The 19,419-nt window shown below is 34.1% G+C and carries 17 protein-coding genes and 1 pseudogene; 14 read left to right on the plus strand and 4 right to left on the minus strand.

Translation table 11 applies throughout. The annotated features are described in order from the left end of the window. Positions 1 to 325 precede the first annotated feature (325 nt). The 5 genes from A9C19_RS09575 (at position 326) to A9C19_RS09595 (ending at position 5,819) form a co-directional block, all read left to right on the plus strand. Positions 326 to 1,603, plus strand: coding sequence for an MFS transporter (locus tag A9C19_RS09575; RefSeq protein WP_072579740.1), 1,278 nt, complete (start codon positions 326 to 328; stop codon positions 1,601 to 1,603). Positions 1,604 to 1,906: 303 nt separating this feature from the next. Then, positions 1,907 to 2,464, plus strand: coding sequence for an isochorismatase family protein (locus A9C19_RS09580; RefSeq protein WP_072579741.1), 558 nt, complete (start codon positions 1,907 to 1,909; stop codon positions 2,462 to 2,464). A 657-nt stretch (positions 2,465 to 3,121) separates the two neighbouring features. Beyond that, positions 3,122 to 4,840, plus strand: a complete 1,719-nt coding sequence (locus A9C19_RS09585; RefSeq protein ID WP_072581823.1) for a gluzincin family metallopeptidase — start codon at positions 3,122 to 3,124, stop codon at positions 4,838 to 4,840. 116 nt (positions 4,841 to 4,956) lie between these two features. Then, positions 4,957 to 5,460: a GNAT family N-acetyltransferase gene (locus A9C19_RS09590; RefSeq protein ID WP_072579742.1), complete on the plus strand. Its 504-nt coding sequence runs from the start codon at positions 4,957 to 4,959 to the stop codon at positions 5,458 to 5,460. Between the two features lie 146 nt (positions 5,461 to 5,606). Beyond that, positions 5,607 to 5,819, plus strand: a complete 213-nt coding sequence (locus A9C19_RS09595; protein ID WP_072579743.1) for a hypothetical protein — start codon at positions 5,607 to 5,609, stop codon at positions 5,817 to 5,819. Positions 5,820 to 6,328: 509 nt separating this feature from the next. Here A9C19_RS09595 and A9C19_RS09600 read toward each other — a convergent pair. After that, complete coding sequence (locus A9C19_RS09600; protein WP_072579744.1) at positions 6,329 to 7,003, minus strand: HAD family hydrolase; 675 nt, start codon at positions 7,001 to 7,003, stop codon at positions 6,329 to 6,331. Between the two features lie 489 nt (positions 7,004 to 7,492). On the opposite strand from A9C19_RS09600, the gene A9C19_RS09610 reads away from it, so the two are divergent. The 5 genes from A9C19_RS09610 (at position 7,493) to A9C19_RS09630 (ending at position 12,170) form a co-directional block, all read left to right on the plus strand. Then, the gene (locus tag A9C19_RS09610; protein WP_072579746.1) at positions 7,493 to 8,269 is read left to right on the plus strand and encodes an SDR family oxidoreductase; all 777 of its coding nucleotides are present in this window, start codon (positions 7,493 to 7,495) and stop codon (positions 8,267 to 8,269) included. A 44-nt stretch (positions 8,270 to 8,313) separates the two neighbouring features. Beyond that, positions 8,314 to 9,000 carry a VanZ family protein gene (locus tag A9C19_RS09615; RefSeq protein WP_072579747.1) on the plus strand — a complete coding sequence of 229 codons (687 nt, stop codon included), beginning with the start codon at positions 8,314 to 8,316 and terminating at the stop codon, positions 8,998 to 9,000. Between the two features lie 403 nt (positions 9,001 to 9,403). Then, the gene (locus A9C19_RS09620; RefSeq protein ID WP_072579748.1) at positions 9,404 to 10,846 is read left to right on the plus strand and encodes a hypothetical protein; all 1,443 of its coding nucleotides are present in this window, start codon (positions 9,404 to 9,406) and stop codon (positions 10,844 to 10,846) included. A 32-nt stretch (positions 10,847 to 10,878) separates the two neighbouring features. Then, a complete protein-coding gene (locus tag A9C19_RS09625) occupies positions 10,879 to 11,418 on the plus strand; it encodes a hypothetical protein (RefSeq protein WP_083584338.1) in 540 nt (179 codons plus the stop codon). Between the two features lie 92 nt (positions 11,419 to 11,510). Continuing rightward, positions 11,511 to 12,170: a hypothetical protein gene (locus A9C19_RS09630; protein ID WP_072579749.1), complete on the plus strand. Its 660-nt coding sequence runs from the start codon at positions 11,511 to 11,513 to the stop codon at positions 12,168 to 12,170. Here A9C19_RS09630 and A9C19_RS09635 read toward each other — a convergent pair. Beyond that, positions 12,158 to 12,388 (minus strand): hypothetical protein, encoded by a 231-nt coding sequence (locus A9C19_RS09635; protein ID WP_072579750.1) that lies wholly within the window; start codon positions 12,386 to 12,388, stop codon positions 12,158 to 12,160. The two genes, A9C19_RS09630 and A9C19_RS09635, sit on opposite strands and share 13 nt — an antisense overlap. A 190-nt stretch (positions 12,389 to 12,578) precedes the next feature. On the opposite strand from A9C19_RS09635, the gene A9C19_RS09640 reads away from it, so the two are divergent. Continuing rightward, on the plus strand, positions 12,579 to 12,959 hold the full coding sequence (locus tag A9C19_RS09640; protein ID WP_072581825.1) for an SET domain-containing protein: 381 nt from the start codon (positions 12,579 to 12,581) through the stop codon (positions 12,957 to 12,959). A 341-nt stretch (positions 12,960 to 13,300) separates the two neighbouring features. Here the strand turns inward: A9C19_RS09640 and A9C19_RS09645 are convergent, their stop codons facing one another. After that, positions 13,301 to 14,194 (minus strand): FkbM family methyltransferase, encoded by an 894-nt coding sequence (locus tag A9C19_RS09645; RefSeq protein WP_072579751.1) that lies wholly within the window; start codon positions 14,192 to 14,194, stop codon positions 13,301 to 13,303. 352 nt (positions 14,195 to 14,546) lie between these two features. Between A9C19_RS09645 and A9C19_RS09650 the strand changes: the two genes are divergently transcribed. From A9C19_RS09650 to A9C19_RS22235, 3 genes and pseudogenes are all read left to right on the plus strand, one after another. Beyond that, positions 14,547 to 16,340, plus strand: coding sequence for a ribonuclease YeeF family protein (locus A9C19_RS09650; RefSeq protein ID WP_072579752.1), 1,794 nt, complete (start codon positions 14,547 to 14,549; stop codon positions 16,338 to 16,340). A gap of 1 nt (position 16,341) precedes the next feature. Further along, positions 16,342 to 16,692, plus strand: a complete 351-nt coding sequence (locus A9C19_RS09655) for a transposase (RefSeq protein WP_072579753.1) — start codon at positions 16,342 to 16,344, stop codon at positions 16,690 to 16,692. Positions 16,693 to 17,173: 481 nt separating this feature from the next. Next, positions 17,174 to 17,482 (plus strand): annotated as a pseudogene (locus tag A9C19_RS22235) (recombinase family protein); the annotation flags it as partial. A 674-nt stretch (positions 17,483 to 18,156) separates the two neighbouring features. Here the strand turns inward: A9C19_RS22235 and A9C19_RS09665 are convergent. Further along, complete coding sequence (locus A9C19_RS09665; RefSeq protein WP_158515080.1) at positions 18,157 to 18,789, minus strand: hypothetical protein; 633 nt, start codon at positions 18,787 to 18,789, stop codon at positions 18,157 to 18,159. Between the last annotated feature and the right edge of the window lie 630 nt (positions 18,790 to 19,419).

The raw sequence follows: 19,419 nt of genomic DNA on the forward strand, positions 1-19,419 counted from the left end.
ACTCCAATATACGCAGGAAATAGTTGAAGAAAGTGAGAAGTGGTTATTAGTAGTTGTGTTATAATAACAACAGCATAAATGGTTATAATTGGAAGAGTTAAAAAATGGACTGTGTCCATTTTTTAACCTTATGACGAGACACATCTAAACCAAATTAGTTGAGTAAAAAGATTGAAAGTTCCATGGGGAGTTCCTGCTCCTTTGTTTGTATATTTATCTAGTTTCATAATATTTTAGCGTAAGAATCATCAAGTAGATAGTTAATTTAGTATAAGAGAAAAGGAAGTCTGGGAGATAACCATGAACAAATTTAAAGAGGGCAAAAATGATGTCCAGTAATGCTATGGAAGTACAACAACCCATATATAACAAAGAACAACAAAAAAGTTTATACAAACGCACCTTAATTGTTGTTAGTCTTTCGCAAATGTTTGGGGGAGCGGGTCTTGCAGCGGGAATAACGGTTGGGGCACTGCTTGCTCAACAAATGCTTGGAACAGACGCATATTCTGGATTGCCGGCTGCTTTATTTACTTTAGGATCTGCGATCGCAGCCTATCTTGTTGGAAAACTTTCGCAGCGACACGGGAGAAGATGGGGACTCACGGCAGGCTTTACAGTAGGCGGATTAGGTGCACTTGGTGTCGTGTTTGCCGCCATTTTCAATAATGTGTTTCTTTTATTTCTATCGCTTCTCATATACGGGGCAGGTACGGCAACAAATTTACAAGCGCGATATGCTGGAACGGATTTAGCAAATTCAAAACAACGTGCAACCGCAATTAGTTTAACAATGGTGTTTACAACCTTTGGTGCAGTCGCCGGACCGAACTTAGTGAATGTTATGGGAAAACTTGCAACAAATATTGGAGTACCTGCACTAGCCGGACCTTTTATTTTATCTGCAATTGCGTACATTTTAGCAGGCTCGGTGCTGTTTCTATTACTTAGACCTGATCCATTACTTATAGCCAGATCACTTGAAATGACTCGAAAAAATCTTAGTAAACAAATAACTATGATTCAGACTAAAAACAACAGTGGAATCATGGTGGGAACTACCATTATGGTTCTGACTCAGATTGTGATGGTGGCGATTATGACCATGACACCTGTTCACATGAGACATCATGGACATGGACTTGGTGAGATTGGGCTTGTTATTGGATTTCATATTGGTGCGATGTATTTACCTTCCTTAGTGACTGGTATACTTGTTGATAAGATAGGTCGAACAGCTATGGCAATCGCATCAGCTGTCACACTCCTGTTAGCAGGCATTACAGCAGCACTAGCACCTGGTGATTCGATGATTCTTCTTATTATCGCTTTATCCTTATTAGGATTAGGCTGGAACATTGGTTTAATTAGTGGAACTGCCTTAATTGTGGATTCCAGCGATGCAACAACCCGTGCGAAAACACAAGGCTCGGTCGATGTATTTATTGCCTTATCTGGTGCTTCTGGTGGAGCGTTATCAGGGATGGTCGTGGCAGGCTCCAGCTATTCCACATTATCACTAGTGGGTGGAGTGTTATCGCTAGTACTCATTCCTGTCGTGTTTTGGTCAGGAAGAGGGAAAAAAGTAAAAGTTGAAATGTAAGGTTTTGAGGCTCATCCAAGGTAAAGGGTGAGTTTTTTTCAGTTTTAAAGTTTTATTAATAATTATGAATGCTTACTAGAATCTTTGTGAACCTTCAAATGTTTATTACAAAATAAACAGATATTCTATTCCATCTTTATATGTTAAAATTTAACTGTCTAAAATTCCACTACTGAATTAGAAGACAATTCCAAAGCTGGAGGTAGAGAGTATGAATATTAAATTAGATAGTGACGTTACAAACATTAAAGGGAATACGTCACATTAAAAAGCGTTTCCCTAAATAGGAGAGGGGAAATTTAGTTGAAACAAATGTTGTTAATTATTGATGCCCAGCAGGACTTGATTGAAGGGAATCAAAAAGAACGAGCTGTATACAAAAAGGACCAACTACTTACGAATATCAATTCAGTGATTGATAAAGCAATACATCATGATGTTCCTGTTGTCTTTGTAAGGGACTTGGACGTTTCAGAAGGCGTTGGCAAAGGTTTTCAAGTTCATGAAAAAATGAATGTACCTAAAAAAGCTATTTTCTTTGATAAAGTTGCCACAAATTCGTTCCATGGAACAGGACTTCTAAATCATTTAAAAACTCATGAGATTGAACATGTTGTTGTAATGGGATGTGCAACACAGCATTGTATAGACAGTGCAGTCCGTACCGCAACGATTAACGGAATGGATGTTACTTTAGTTGGAGATGGACATTCTACAACCGACAGCGAATTTTTAAGTGCTGAACAAATAATAAAGCACCATAATGAGACACTTCATGGCCATTACAATGTTGAAAACTTTTCTATAGTAAGATATTCAGAAGAAGATTTATTCACGCCAACGCATCATTCTTACAGATAATTAGTACAGTAATATCTCTATTTCTAAGTTTAATACAAGAAATTGGGATATTCCTAGTATGATAGAATTGAAAACGTTTTAGTTTGTGATAACTTTGCCTTTGACTTGGCTAGTAATGCGAAAAAACAATGATCAAAAGATAGATACTATGTAATGACTACAGATAGATTAAATGTGCAGTTCTTACTTGTTGATCTGCAATTTTTGAAATAATGGAAGTCGTTTCATTATGGTTTTAAGGGGAAAATAATGAACTTATATTTCTATGCCTATTCGCAAGTGATTAAAAAAAATCGAATATTAATCATGGTTGCATTATTTTTATTAGTAATAACATTTTTTATATGGGCTGGTGTTCCTTTTTTCATAATAGGGACTACAGTTGCAGCATACACCTCTAATTTGCGATTATCCACCTTTGTATCTCACTTTCAGGGGGCTTTTTGTTTACTCTATATTTACTTCCCATCAACTTCGAAGTGGCAAAAAGGATATCTGAGCTAAAAAAATGTAATGTTTTCCAATCTTTTATCTGTTTACAAGTAAGTTGGATTATCGTTTGTTCTTTCATTTTTGAACTCTTTTTGATGGTATTTTTATAATAATTCTTTATTACAGAAATTGATTTTCGGAAGGGGGGAAAGGGGTTTGGAAACTATGAATACTCCAACACGTTGGGACTTGGATATACTTCAATATGGTTTTGACTTGAATGAATTAAAAAGACATATGAGTAAGATAGAAACAAAGCTGATCGATACTAACTTAAATGAACAAGATTTCGTAACCCTCTCAGAGATAATCAAACAGGTTGAATCTCTAGAATCTTATTATTACTGCCTAACAGTAGAAAATATAAATACTTCCGTTTTAACTGTATTAAAAGGGACGATCTCTATGTTAAAATCTAAAGTTCGTCACATTAATTCTAATTTACAAGAATCGCTAAGTCACATGAGTAAAAAGCAATTTCTAAATTGGTCTAAGAGCATTGATCAAAAACGTTTTATTTCAGAGTTAGGTAAAAACGGAGAAGTGCAAAGAGCTGAAGTGAAAATCATTTCATCTTTTGCAAAAGAAACTTTAAGTTCTCTCGAGGACATGTATACTCAACTTCTTAATCAGTTTAAAGTGAAAGAAATTTTTGATCATGTAGAAAATGAACTAACTTTTTCTGAAGCAAATCATTTAGCGATGTCCCATACAGACCGTAATATAAGGAATTCTGTATTTAAAGAATTAAACCACACTCTTGAGTCACAAGCTAATCTGTTTGCTTCTATTTATAATCAAATAGTTGGACTAAGGCTTAATGAGTACAAAATAAAAAATGAAGATTTCTTTGATGAATCTTTAAAAATGAATGGTCTTACTCACTCAACACTGAAAACTATGTGGGACGTAATAGATTCAAATATAGACAATCTATCTAACTATTTAAAAATTAAAGCAAAAGAAGTAGGGAAAGCAAGACTTTCTTGGCATGAAGTAATGTCTTCTTCTGAGGAAGTATCTTTTCGGATAAACTTTTCACAAGCCATTGATTTCATAACCAAATCATTAACTAACTTTGATACTAATATTTCCACTTTTGTACATGAGATCATCATTAGAGGATGGGTAGATGCAGAACAGCGAAATACAAAACCAATAAATGGTTTTTGTGCTCCATTTCCTTATGAAGGAGAGTCTAGAATTTCTTTAAACTATGATGAAAGTATAGATAGTGCTAGAAGACTTGCGCATGAATTAGGTCACGCATGGCATTTTCAACAAATAGGGCGTATTCCATCCCTACGATTTTCTGAAGAATTTTTTGAAATGACTATGGCAGAAACCTCTTCTATCTTTTTTGAAACGATATTTATTGATTATGTTATTCAAGAATCAAAGGATCTTGTAACAAAAAAAGCCATATTAGGAAGCAAGATTGAACGTAGTTTAAACTATTTGATGTCAATTAGAGGAGCTTACTTATTTGAAGAAAAGTTTTATGAATATAGGAAAAACGGACAGTTAGATGTAAATATGGTGGAAGAATTATCAATACTATGTCAGGAAAAGGCTTATGGCAATAGTTTAAGTGAATATGAACCTTTTGTATGGATTAAATATGACCAATTCTATCAAGCAGATACTCCTTTCTACAATTATCCATATACTTTTGGTTTTTTATTGAGTATAGGACTTATAGAATTAGCTAAAGATGATGAACATTTTCACAAAAAGTTTCAACAATTTCTAGCTGAAACAGGAATGCTTCCACTAGAGAAGTTAATCAAAAAACATTTTAAAATAGATCTCTCAGAGCAGAAATTTTGGCAGCAATCAATACAAAGGTTATTAAAGGATATAGAGCTTTCTAACAATTCTTAAAGGTTAAATTAAAAATTCTATTAAGCTATTCCATCTTGCTTTACATCATGAAGAACACGTTCAGAATTTAAATAAATATATGTGGAATGAAAGTAGATTGTAAAGGAAGGTTCATTATGGTGAATATTCGACTAGCAAACGTAAATGATGCTGAAGAAATTGTGTTACTTAAAAAAGAAATAGTTTACTCAACAGAATACTATCTTAGAACCCCTAAAGAAAAACAAGAAGAATCAGGAGATTATGAAAAAAAGATTATACAAAGGCAAAAGGATGGGGGACTAGTAATAGTTGCGGAAAAGAAAAACCAAGTTATTGGATTTCTCTCTTTTTCAAGACCTCAATATAGAAGACTAAATCACACAGGATCGTTTGGGATGGGGATTAAACAGGAATTTCGCAATATGGGAATTGGAACGAGGCTATTGTCATATTTAATAGAATGGGCGACAGCTCAGGAAGGGTTAGAAAAAATTTGTTTAGAGGTCTTTTCTAATAATGAGTCAGGAATTTATTTATATGAGCGACTTGGATTTAAAGTAGAAGGAAAACAAGCAAATCAAATAAAATTAGAGAATGATACATATGCAGATTTGCTACTGATGTCATTATTTTTGTGATTTTTCACTTATAATTAGGATCAAGATAGCGGCCATAAAACAGATGTATAATGGTATTAATTTAACACTTAGCCTAAAATGGTTAACTTCTTTAAACTAGCTTTAGAGCAAACTCTTCCATAAAATTATATTTGGAGTGATTTTAATTGAATAAAAACATAAGACCGACAATTTTCGCATTTATCGGATGTATCGTCATTTTAACGATAGGCGGATTAGTGTATAACCAAATGTACAAGAATTATCATGCTAACCAAGCTATTATTGAGGAATGTTTTGAACAATTTGAAGGTGAAAGTGAAGTGATGATAACTAAAAAAGATGTTTGGTCTCCAGTTATCTGTGAGGTAAAGAACTAGTTTTATAGAGACGAAAAGTGTTTGTTAGGAAAGGTTTTTTCAATTGGATATGAAGGCCTTGAAGCAATCATATTTAATTAGTAACCTTGACTTACCTTCCTCTATTGAGAATTTACACACCTTCATTTCACATATTCATGAAGAGGTGAGACGTTTTGAAGCCGAAGCCATACACTCTTTAACAGAATTGAACAGGACGTTATAGATACCTATATTGAAATATTTTGTTATGAAATGGATCCAGAGATACAATATTCTATATCATTAATAAAAGCTATTTTCGTAAACTTTGTTGATTAAAATATATGAAAAAACAGCGATGAATAAGGATTAGTGGCACCTATTCTTCTTAGAATAATACCCCTGTTTCTACTTACTTTCTAGTTGATTAGCATCAATCCTTCAGAAAAACGAATTAATAAAAAGACAACCCATGAGTTAGTAGAAAAGAAGGGGCACCCAATTTTTAACTTAGTGCCTTTCATTTAATAGCCGTGTCCCTTCATCGATCAATCTAAGTACCTCAATAATGAACCTAAAGTTTGTATCTCTCCAAATGGTTTGATATGCGTATCATTTATTTTTTTGTGCGGATTAAACCAAATACCTTTCATCTTTACATTTTGACAGCCTAAAATATCCTTCGTTAAATCATCACCAACGAATAAAATTTCCTCAGCTTCCACCTTAAGAGTGTTTAATGCTAAATGAAAAATGTGTGAGTCAGGCTTCCAACAGTCGACTTCTTCAGAAATAATGATTTGTTTAAAGATTGCGTCTAAACCAGTGTTGATGATCTTCGCTTTTTGTCTACGTACAGTACCGTTTGTAATGATCCCAATCTTAACTTTCTTCTTTATTAACTGTAAGAGCGTAAGTGTCTCCTCATCAATCGAGAAACAACGAGGAAAATAGTGATTCCAAAACTCTTGCATGTCGGTGGCGGGCATTGCTATATTCGGTGGAAAATCATGAAAAAATGATGAAAATACTTTTGATTTATCACTGATACCATAGCTGTTTTTATCGTACTGTTTAAATACATTCAACATATGAACCTTTGAAGCATCACTAAGATCCTTATAATATTTATCTAGAATAATGAAAAACAAATGATCTACTGCTCTATCTCGATCTAGTAGAGTATCATCTAAATCAAATAAAATAGCTTTATATTTATTCAAAAGAACACTACCTCCCACTTCATTATGCTTAATTAGTCGTTTTAGTTTACTGTCGATTCGATACTACACACCATTTTCTTTCATCTTTCTTCTAAGGTGAAAAAACATAATAGAACAGGAGTAAAGATCCCAATCCCTAAGAGAACGTCGAAAAAGTGTAGAATCCTCTATTGATAAACCAGTTACTACAAATAAATCTCCCATGTAAGAGTTGTGATGTAAAGGGGTTAATTGATTAATGAAAGTATCAGTTTTTCAAAAGCCAAAAAAGCTGGGAGGGTAGCAATGGTCATTTATGTACTCAGTGGCATCGCAATAGTGGAAACTTGTGAACCGAACATAAAAAGGTTCATCAATGATCTTTGGCAACTCTCTAATCTCTTCATTCTATTAGAATCTCTTTCTAATAATGGTAAATATAGTATAATATAGATGGTGAAATCAAGAAAGATTGATATGACATAAATCTTACATAGTAGGAGCATACGTATGAAAAAATGCGAAAATAAAATAGCGATCGTAACAGGTGCAAGCCGTTCAAAAGGAATTGGAACAACGATTTGTCGTGAACTCGCTAAAGAAGGGGCCGATATCTTTTTTACTTATTGGTCTAGCTATGACGAAAAAATGGATTATTTTGAAACAGAAGACCTAAAATGGTATCAGCAGTTAAAGGAGGAGATCAAAGCCTTTGGTGTTCGTTGTGAATCAATGGCCATAGACCTTTCACAACCTGAAGCACCACGAGAACTTTTGAATAAGGTGAGCGAAACTCTTGGTTTACCTTCCATTCTAGTAAACAACGCGACACATTCAGTTGATTTAGATTTTCGTTCGTTGACGGCAGAAAATCTAGATGCACATTATTATGTGAATGTTCGGGCAACAAGTCTCTTAACGGTAGAATTTGCAAAACGTATTGAAGGCAAGCATAGTGGACGTGTTATTCAGATGGTATCAGGACAGGACAAGTCACCTGAACCGGGTAATTTAGCGTACGTGGCCACAAAGGGCGCAATCTCTACCTTTACAAAATCTATCGCAATTGAATTGGCACCTTTACAAATTACTGTTAATGCAGTCGATCCAGGTCCGACCGACACAGGGTGGATAAATGATGAATTGAAAAAAGCGTTGTTGCCGAGGTTTCCAATGGGAAGAATCGGTGAACCGAAAGATGTTGTAAAGCTCATCATCTTCTTAGCTAGTGAAGATTCACAGTGGGTAACAGGACAAATTATTCACTCTGATGGAGGATTTTTTTGAAGCAATCATACAACTACTCATACCAATTTTTGCAGGAGAAATCAATGAAAAAATATATTCTACTATTTATCCCAATCATTTTTTATGCTCCTAGTTTATTCACTTATTATGAAGGGATCGATTCACACTGGATTTACGTAATGAAAATAGTAGTAAATCTATTTACAGTATCTATTTGTTTAGGTCTTATATTGAAAGTAACAACATTACATAATGTAATGAATTGGCTTATTGCCGCCAGTTTCGTTATTTATTTTATCGTTCTTTACCAACAAACAATCTTCAACCAATTTTATTTTGATCGAGTTGAATTCAATCCTGAGAATCTATCTTTTCTTTTTAATTCAGTGAATGTTATACCGTTAAGAGGCATCATTGAAGTAATCCAGAACAGTCCAAATGCTATTTTTCAAATAGTTGGTAACCTTATTATGCTCACACCATTTGCTTTTTGCATGATGTATTTTAAGTGGGCGAAAAAGATGAAAAGCGCAATTATATATTCATTTTTCATTTCACTTTTTATTGAAACCATTCAATTCATCCAGCATGTTTTAGGTTTACTTTTTAACATAGGCTTTGGAAGAAGTACGGACATGGATGACATCATTCTTAATACGTTGGGAGCAGTTGGTGGAATAGGTTGCTATTACATATGGACAAAGATTGAGAAAATGTTTCATCATGGTGGAGTGAAAAAAATGTATCGTAAAACAAACAAGGATTTTTGAATTACTTTATAAAGGAAGGTAAACAAAATGACTGACTAATATACCACGTATAATTTTAAGAAGCTTCTTATTTATATGTTTCTACTTCACACTATCATATTTTCAGCATCTGGGTTTATGTGATGAGCGAGTGATAACATGATCGTAGTTTATACTTTATTTATCCTTTTCGTAATCAGTATCGTTTGTTTTCGAATTTGAATTTACAAGAAAAAAACAATTCCAAATAAAAAATACACTCCTTATAACGATATAACAGCTGGGATTAAAAGAGATGATTTTCAAGAAGAGATGGTAAAACAGGCAGATCAGATTCACTTTAAAGACAAAGAAACTCCTGATAATAAAACTCTGATAGATAATTAGTATTCTAAAATATACATAGAAAAGGAATCAGCATACCATGAAAAAATTAGTGGAAAAACTTACACCATTTATTAAGGGATCTCCTGTACTGAAATTAATTGAGGGAGATTTTACTTATGAATTGATAGATAATGAGACCGGTGAAATTTATGGATTTGTTACATTAGATGATGGTAAGTTCGTAAATTATGAAATAAATGCTACGGAAGATTTTGAAGAAATAGAGATGGTAAAGAATGCTCATCCTCTTTCAATTGATAAAATTTTAGAGGTGGCTCAGAGCTTTGTTGATTCATTCATAGAAGCTGATGTCCACTTTAGTATGTTAAACGAATGGAGCTCTAACCATTTCATGGTGACTTATGAAGAGCGTGATCCTAAGCTCGGAATCCTTATTCCTCATACAGGCTGCACGCTGCATTTCACGAAAGATGGACTCTTAACGAATGCGAACATTGGAACGACAGATTTTACATTAGAATACCCTGAAGTAATCGTTACAAGTGACGAAGCAAAAAGCTTGTTGCGAAAATCAAACTATGTTCAGTTGAGTTTTACTGTTAATGGTCTACATGACGAAGAAATGATTGACCCAAATGTAGATTTGGTGTATCGCTCCAATCACAACATTATGGGAGTAGATGTGAATGGGAAACTCGATTTTGCTACTAATTTTATAGGAATTGATGACCGTCCAGTTGAAAAGCTACAACCAATTACTGTTACTACATCACTGGAAGAGTTATTAGGTATTGAATCTTACATGGAAAAAAAAGCTGGTGAAGAGGAAACGAGTATTTGGGTGGATTCTTCATTACCTTTTGATGAGGAAAATCCAGAACCTTTATTAACGCTTTCATCTAATGATACTGGATATTATTTTACTTCTTTTCTTCCATATACAGAGCAAGAAGGGGCTCAAAAACTCTCGCTGGAGACTTTAACAAATAAAGCCTGCGAACTAGTAGAATTACTAGAAGGAAATATTCATAGTAAATATGTTTTAGAAAAACCAATTGTTGAAGAAGAGGAAGTTGGAGAACTTTTTGATAATGAGGACATTGAAGATGAATTCATGAATGATGATTTGTTTCCTCTATATGAGCCAACTCAATCGTTCACCTTTTATAGGGTTCATGGTGATATTATCGTCGAGTTAATCGAGGCCCATGTCCAAGTTGGCCTATACACGGGACTTATAAAGGAATGTTCTGTGACCAAATTACCTGCTGAAAAAGAAGTGAAGCTTCAAGAATTGTTGGATATGAAAAGAATCTCACTAGAAGAAGCAGAGGAAATCTATTTTCAGGACCTGGAAATGAAGTTAGCTCGTAATGTGAAATGTTACGATAATCCAGCTATCTACACACTAGCGTATTTGGTTGATTTTCCTAAAACAAGTGCTCATATTGAGAGAATTAATGCATTAACTGGTGAAGTGAGCTATGTTGAAACAGGTATTTTAAAGGAAGGAATCTAGAATTAGGTTGATAAGGAATAGGGGGAGTCAATTTGAAGAAAAAAAGACTTTTACTTCTCATTCTCATTATGTCTTTTCTAGCGGCATGTAAAGGGAACGAAAATGAAGTAAAAAACAGCCCTCTATATGAAGGGATAGAATTGACCATAGCTGTCGTTGGAGAAGAACCAAAGATTCGAGAGAAACAAATAATCTTTGAAACCATCAATTTAGAGGATTTAAAGCAAGATAATCTTTTCGAAACATATGATGCAGTATTTATTATGAAAGAGCATTTATCTGCTACGGCAAAAGCGTCTTTTGCAAAAATTTATACATCTGCTACTCTTCCTTTTATCTTTATCGAAACTGAAAAATCATACATCCCATTCGTAGAAGAAAAAACCAATTATGAAGCATTTCCAGATGTGAAATCAGGAGATTATGCATATGGATATTACCAAGTTAATAAGGAAGAAGGAAGATATTGGGGGTATGGACTCTACAACGATACTGTAAACGAAGTAAATGTCATGGATGTTTATACAAGAATTTTTGAGACGATAGAAGATGTTGAACGAGGTGAGTACTAGGGTATATGTAACATAAACTCTTTTAAGTTACTTTTTGAACGAATAAATAACGAATGGGATATTTCAGTTATTTTTTTGAAAGGAAGATATCTATGAAAAAATTAATCTCCTTTTTATTTGGGAACTCTGATACTGAGAGTAAGGTCCTTATTTTTTATTATCGTTTCGGAATTGCTTTTTATTTTCTTGGTCTTATCTTGTTACTATTCCAAGCTATCGCTACAGGTGAGTGGTTTCCTTTAATGTTTGGAGCGATTTTGTATCCAATTTTATTTCGAGTAAATTACCTATTCATTAAGAAATTTAACACAAATAAAGGAGAGAAAAGGTTCAAGAAACGGTACATTTTAATCCCAGTTGGTATTGTCCTTATTATTAATGTCATCATTTTTGCCGTGATATTACTAAGTCCAGGTGGCAATGTATCGATTAATGCGAGCAAAACGTATGTGGACGGAGATGTAAGCGTCAGTATTGGATCATTAAAAGGGAATCATGAGGTAGAGGTTTTAGATGTCACTCGTGGTGGACTTTTTTCCATTCCTTACGATGCTTCCGTTAAAGAAGGAACCTTTACGTTGCTTATCGTGTCAGCTGATGATCAGGATAAACCTGTATGGAGTGAAGAAATTTCAGCTACTAAAAACGATGTTATGGAATTTGAAGTAGATGAAGGCGAGTATAAAATATTGCTAGAAACGGAAGAGGCAAAGAATATTACCTTAAATGTTCAACTCAATCAAATCAATTGAAATTGATCTCTTCTTATTGAAAAGATCAAATTTTCGCTTGTACGTTTTCCTTTTTTTCTCCACATGTAAGCAATTAAAGCAAGAAATCCACCTACTACTGCTGCAATAGAATGAGGGAGTAGTATGGAACCTGATCTGTAATAAACAAATCCAGACAATAATCCAAATAAAAAGAAAAAATTTAATCCTGCTTGTATTAAAAAAGTGTTAATTTTCATAGAGAAACCAACTCTTTCTAAAAGTAATATAAATTAAATTTAATAAAATGTGGAAGATTTTGAAACGATAAGTTGAAGTGTACATCATCTTTTTCTTCTCTTGAAATTTTTAGTTTGATTATGAATAGTACATAATATGAAAAAGAATGGTACAATGGGTAGGATTCTAAATAGTAAGTAGGTGAACACCATTATTGAAATTAAAACATCTTCATTGAGTGACGGGGACTTTAATCGTGGCGTCTTTGCTACCTGTTCAATAAAAAAAGGGGAGCTGCTACACTCAGCACCTGTCATTGCATATCCGAACGAACAGCATGAACATATTGAAAAAACCTTACTTGCTGACTACGCATTTGAGTATGGTATTGGCCGTACAGCGATTCTTCTAGGATATGGTATGCTATTTAACCATTCATACGACCCGAATGCAACGTATGAAATCAATTTTGACAACGAAACCTTTGATTTTTTTGCATATAAGGATATCGAAGCAGGCGAGGAAATTTTGATTAATTACAATGGCGAGGTTGATGATCAAGAGCTACTGTGGTTTGATCAGGAAAAATAAGTAATTGTAGAAAATAGGAAGGGAGTCATTGTGCTTTCCTTCTTCTATTCTTTAAAAGAGATGGTTTTCTTCTTAAAGGTGGTAGTTCCTTAAAGAAGTGTCATCTATTAATCTGATAGTCTAAATACCTTTTTGCAACTCCTTGAAATCTTTCCTACCATCTGAACTCTTCACATAACTTAATAGAATGTAATCTTTCATCTAATCGTATTAGGCCAGGCACTTATCAAATTCTTCTAATCATTTACATAATCTCACCTTTATCAAGATTTGACAGCATTCAAATAAGAGAAGGCCCGTTAAAACAGGACCTTTCTTTTCCATATTTCTTAATAACTGTTTCATTTTTTCATTAAAACCAAATCCGTATGAAAATCCTTCGTTTTTAATTGTTTCTTGAAATTCTTTAGAAATTGTTGATCCATTTTAATAAGCTGTTCATTATTTGCATAATAGTATATATCAAAATGGTGATCTAAGAATGTTAAAAAGGTCAGTAAGTCTGTTCCTGATTTCCTAATATAATGACTGTCAAATTCAATAAAACCGAGACAATCTTTGCTTTTATCAATAAGGTCAGTCATCCCATTTAACACAAAAGCCTCAAAGCCTTCCACATCTACTTTGAATAACACTCGTTCTTTACTTAATTCTTTTCCTTCAAAGATTGAGTCAACTCGAATGCTATTGATTGAATGTTTTTCCATTAATTTATTATTTTTGACTCTTATGGCTGAAGATGTGCCAGACCACATGCGATTTACAAAAAAGTCTTGTTTATGATCATCACGGTCAGATGCAAGGGCATGGATAATTTTCATTTGTTTTTTGTTTTTATGCTCACTTCTTGAACGTTCAATATAAGGAATTAATTGTTTATTTGCCTCAAAGCCTAAAATGATCGTTTCGCTCTTATAATTTGTAGAAAACATGCATTCTCCATAATTCACGCCAATATCTAATACAATGGTAGGATTGAACGTTAAGACAGATTTCTTCCAGAATTTAATTAATCTCGATTGTGTTTCACCATTCTTTAATAATAAAGCTCTTCCACGATTCTCAGCCGAATCAATATAAAGCGAGTTTTCAGAATTTAAAGCTATCTTATTTGGAATTCGATGCCCATTTATTGTTTTGTATTTTAATAAAAGGCCTAGATTAATTACATATTTCCATGTATTCGGATATCTGTCTAAAAATTTCATAACGAATGGTTTTGGCAGTAAATACATAGTCTGATCCTCCCTACCTGTACTAATTCAAGCTGTAATTTTAATTATATAAAAAGTTTTTTAATTCTTTGTAAACTTGTGATGTAAAATTTATTAAATTTTAGATGATTCATCTTTTGGTAATTTATAGTTCTAAGTACACCATATTGAAATGCAAAAAATGAGAAATAATTCCTGTATACACACAACTGATATCAGACAATAGTTTTGTTTTCTTTTACAAATTTAAGAAATTCCTCAAACTTTTGGATAATTGTGGTATATGTAATGGGGAGTTTATTTTTATACATAAAGAAGAATTGGACAAGGGGTCATATTTTAATAGAAAGCTATTCTCAATAGGAGAGGATTGATGGCTAATTTGAAAGTGTATGAGGCTAAGTCGTTACGTGAGTCGATGGAAGATCGTTCGAATGAATACGCCCGATTACGAGAGCAATTACAGAGTCTTAAAAAGCAATTTACACAGATTGTTCAGCTTGATGAAAATCTTCAAGGAAAAGGGGCTATTGCTATTAAAGGCTTTTACCAAGCCCAAATTGATGTAATCGTCGCCCTCCTTCGCCTTGTTGACATGCAAGTCGCTTTCTTTAACGGAATCTCAGGAAACATGGAGGATCTTAAGCTTTCAGGTAGTACAAAGGTCGATGAAACCTTCCTTGAACATGATCTTACCGTTCATGAGAACAATCATTTCAATATGGTCGAAAATCAGCAAGAAGATCTAAAAACCATTCTCAATAGAATTGATGACCTAGTCTCTATTCAAGCTTTTTCGACTGATTCATTCGAGAGTAAGTTGGAAGAGGCTAGAAAAAGGAGAAAAGATACCCTTGAAGCGGTAGATACTCTCGATCAGCAGCTTTTAGAGGAATATAAGCTATCCGAACATGCAGAGCTTCACGCAACAGCCCTGTTTAGACAATTAATTGAGGCAACAAAGCAGGGAAATACCATCTCTCCTATCAATTTTAACGCAACAGCCTATAAAGCGAGTGAAGCGTATCAGCTAAATCAGGAGATGGCGGACTACACAGACGACTATTTGTCCTTCAAAGCTGAACAAGAACGTTACAGAGAAGAGCTCAAAAAAGCAGAAGAGCTTGAAAATCGACCAGCTTACAAGAAAATGTGGGACTCTATGAAAACCTTCACTGGCGAACTAACCGGATATCATGATTTTATCCGGGCAACAGAAGGTGTTGACCCTGTCACTGGCGAAAAACTATCAGAGTCACAACGAGTGATGGCCGGTGCAATGGCTGCCGCTGGATTTATTCCAATCGTCGGATGGGGCGGACGTGCTTTTAAAGGTGGAAGTGTCATTGTGAAAACAGCCAAAGGAATGAACGCCACCGATCAAGCTCTATCACTCTATAAAACACCGAAAACCTTTCAATACCTAGAAAAAGCAGAATTAGGGATTTATGGCCTAGCCTCCGCAAACGGCATGAGTGAATACATCACAGGAAAAGACATGTTTGGTCATGACCTAACGGAGATCGAACGCCAGCAAAGCCTATACACAGGAGTCCTCGGATCCGTCATGTTCGCATCTCCACTCCTGCCAACCTTCATAAAAAATGGTAAACTAGTAAAAGAAGAAACACGAAACAAGCTAGGTGAACTAACAACCAAAACAAAAGCCGGAACTCACTATGTCTTCAATGAAGTCGCAGGTGGCATGAACGTACTCCTGCGAAATCAAGGAATGGAAGTCGCCTATAGTGCGAGTCATGTGGTTCCAAGGGTGATGAGTACGAAGGAAGTTAGTAAGAGGGTTGAAGAGGCTGGGGTTGTGTTTGCGGTTAAGGGTACGGGTAAATATCAAGTTGGAGCATATAAAGATATTAAAGGAGTAGAAGGACTTGATGCCCATCATGCTGGACAGAAGGCAGCAATGAAGAAATTAGTAGATAATTATGATTTAAATACGGCACCTGCAATTAATGTTCCAAAGGTGGGGCACACCATTAAAGGACCTAATGGAATAGTTTCTAGAAGTACAAAAGGAATAGATAATCCTAGACAGTTATTGGCAAGAGATATTAGGGAACTTAGAAGAGTCTATGATGACATACCGAATTCTGCTTTAAAAGAACTTATTGAATTAAACAAAAAAATGTATCCAGAAATGAGGAAGTAAAATGAATGATATTTTTGTTAAATCACTTTATGAGACTATAGTTAAAGAGAACCTTCAACTATACAAAGACTTGTATGAAACAACGAATGTTAATTCTAAAACAGATGATTATTGGAAAAAAGCTATTTGTTTTTACGATAGTTTAACTGACGAAAATAAAGATACACTAATGAAGATAATTGAACAAACTATGATTGATACTATTTCAAACATGCTAGGAGTGATTGATGGAAGTTCGACTTTAAAAGATTGTTCGTTAGAACCTAAATTACTGCTCGATTCTATTGATACGGACGGAGAACTGCAAGATTCGTTTTTAGAATTCATAGAAGATAGAGATAGTAACAGTTAATTGGATTTTTTATTACAGAGGTCTTTATAAAGAGCACAGTTAAAATATGTAAATAGTTTTTAAACGAATTCAATGACCTTGATTGACTAAATGTCTTTCAAGGTTTTTTATTTTAATTCATATTAAATTAGCTGATGTATGAGTGAGAAAATAAGAGACTAATTTGTTTGAGAATCGAGAGCTCATGATGGTTGTACCATCATGGAGTATCGGTTTAATACTTGGATAGTAAAAAAAGTGCGGAAATTAGGCGAGATGACATTTTACATGGCAGGTATAGCTATGACATGGATTGTCTAACAAACTAACGAGAATGACAAAGCTCGTGGTGATAAAAGGTAGGTTACGTAAGAAGGTAACTAGTTTAGCATCTGGGCAGACAAAAATTGTGTTGTATTTTTCCTAGAGACGGTCGTATAATACTCGCTATTCGTAAAAAACGTTACGAAAATTAAAATTTATGTAACGGGAGGGTGAAAAGTTGAACGTTGTTGGGTATATACGAGTCTCCACTCAAGGGCAGGCAAGAGATGGATATAGCTTGAAATATCAAGAAGAAGAAATTAGAGCGTACTGTAAGGAACAGGGCTTAAACTTGATTCATATTTTTAGAGACGAAGGAATTAGTGGCGCAAAACTAAATGAAGAAGCATTAGAAATTGACAGGGTGGGCTTACAGGAAATGTTGGCTCACCTTTCGTCTGTCCAGATTGATTATGTGGTAGTGCTGAACACAAGCCGATTAATGCGGTCGGATATTGGTAAGGTATTGCTACAACTAGAGAGGAAGGGCAACATTCGGCTATATGAAACAAACAGGTGAAAAGGAACTAAAGATACATAACAATCATACAGAAGGAGTGAAAAGGTGTACGAGCTTTAAAGATACATTGTTCTTTGTTAATGTTTTTGTTCTCTTAACATTTCTCTACTTGCTTGTTCATTCCCGTTGATAATACCATCTAACAAGTTGAATCCGTTTGATAGGTTCCAATCTTAGATTTACTAATTGGAATATTGTTTTCCATTGCTTCTAGATAGTTGAATAGAAGCCTCGTCACGATTTTTGTGCTTTTTTACACTCATTTAACAAGAAAGCAATACCACGTTGTTATTACATAACCTTTAGGAGATAAAGCATTAATGAAATAGTCTTACATTATCTAGGTGAAAATAGATAATTCAATTGAAAAACATGACACTGGATTCAAGCAGAAAGTGGAGAAATGCCTTGCCTCTGGGTTTTTAACTAAAAGCACTGCTATGAGGAAATGATCCAAGAGCCGAGCATCTAAATAATTCCTATTATTGTTTAACCGTATTCTAGATTAATAGACTATATGTATGTTAAATGGAAATGAGTTGTTCATATTCACTTTTAAAATGCTTTTGAACAACTCATTAAATAGTATTTTTCTAGATTTATCATATAGTGAAATCCTAACTTTGCAGGCCTATTTTATTTCAATCTGAAGTCCAACCACCATTTTCAACAAGTCCAACTACTTTATTAATCTCGATTTCTGTACCTTCAGCTGATATATAACGTACTTTACCATCTGCGCTTTCAAAGATCCAAGCTACGACGAAATATGCCCCATTATCATAACTTGCATAAACTTGAAGAGCGTCGATATCTTTAATCTTAACGATTGCACCTTTAATATTTTGTCCACCGTTCCCATCCATGTTTTGAACGACGATGTCGGCATAATTCTCGAGAGGAATATCGTTTCCGAGGCTTTGAAATGTGTTTAAAGATATAATTTGAGTTTTCGTTATGTTGCTTACTTGAAAACTAGAATTTCCATCGTAATCTATAAAATTGATCCAATCCTGTGGAACATATACATAGCCATGCTCAGCTGATCCAACCTTTTTCATTTCCTCTGTTGACATCAAATCCATGTTATCCTTACTTGAATCCATTTCAGTATCTCCATCAATTGTATCATTCTTATCTTCATTTATCTGGGGACTTTCAACTTGCTCTCCACTAGTTTTTACGCTTTTTTCTTCTTCATTAGAACAAGCTGCTAACATTCCTAACGACAAAATTAACATGAGGAGAAAACCATCTTTAAGTCTTATTTTCATCATATATTCAGCAACAAAAAATAATTACTGAACCAACACCTCCTATGTATATAAATCCAATTTAAATTAACAAACTATAATTAACAATAATAGAAAAATATGTAATATGTCAAGATTGGGATTAACGAAAAAACACCGTTTCTAATACTTTTTGCCTTTCGCTTAATAAAGGACCTGTCCCCATACTTACTATAATCCTCACAATTTACTCATCTATAAAAGGCTAAGGAATTGCTTGTGGGACAGTATTAACTGGGGGGATATATTTGACAAGATCTTTGCTTTATAAATTTGCTCACCCTGAAAGTCAAGCGGAATTTCTTTTTTTATTATTTTCGAGCGGTGACAGGCATGAGAAATAATCCGTACCTCTATTTATCAACAAAAATGAACAGAGTTGATAAATCAAATCAGTGGAGTGTTCGAAGTTTACTAGAAGGAGGAGGGATTCTTTCACTAGATCTTAATGTTTTGGAAAAGACTTCTAAAAGAATGACAAAACAATCCAAAGAAATCCATTTTAATATTAATAAATCCAATATATTATTAAAGTTGCATATTATATAGTTTTAATTGAAAGCGCATACAATAACTACGGAATATGAAACTACATAGTGTGACAATACAAAT

It is taken from the genome of Bacillus weihaiensis, assembly GCF_001889165.1.
In the GTDB taxonomy this organism is placed as follows: Bacteria; Bacillota; Bacilli; order Bacillales; family Bacillaceae; genus Metabacillus; species Metabacillus weihaiensis.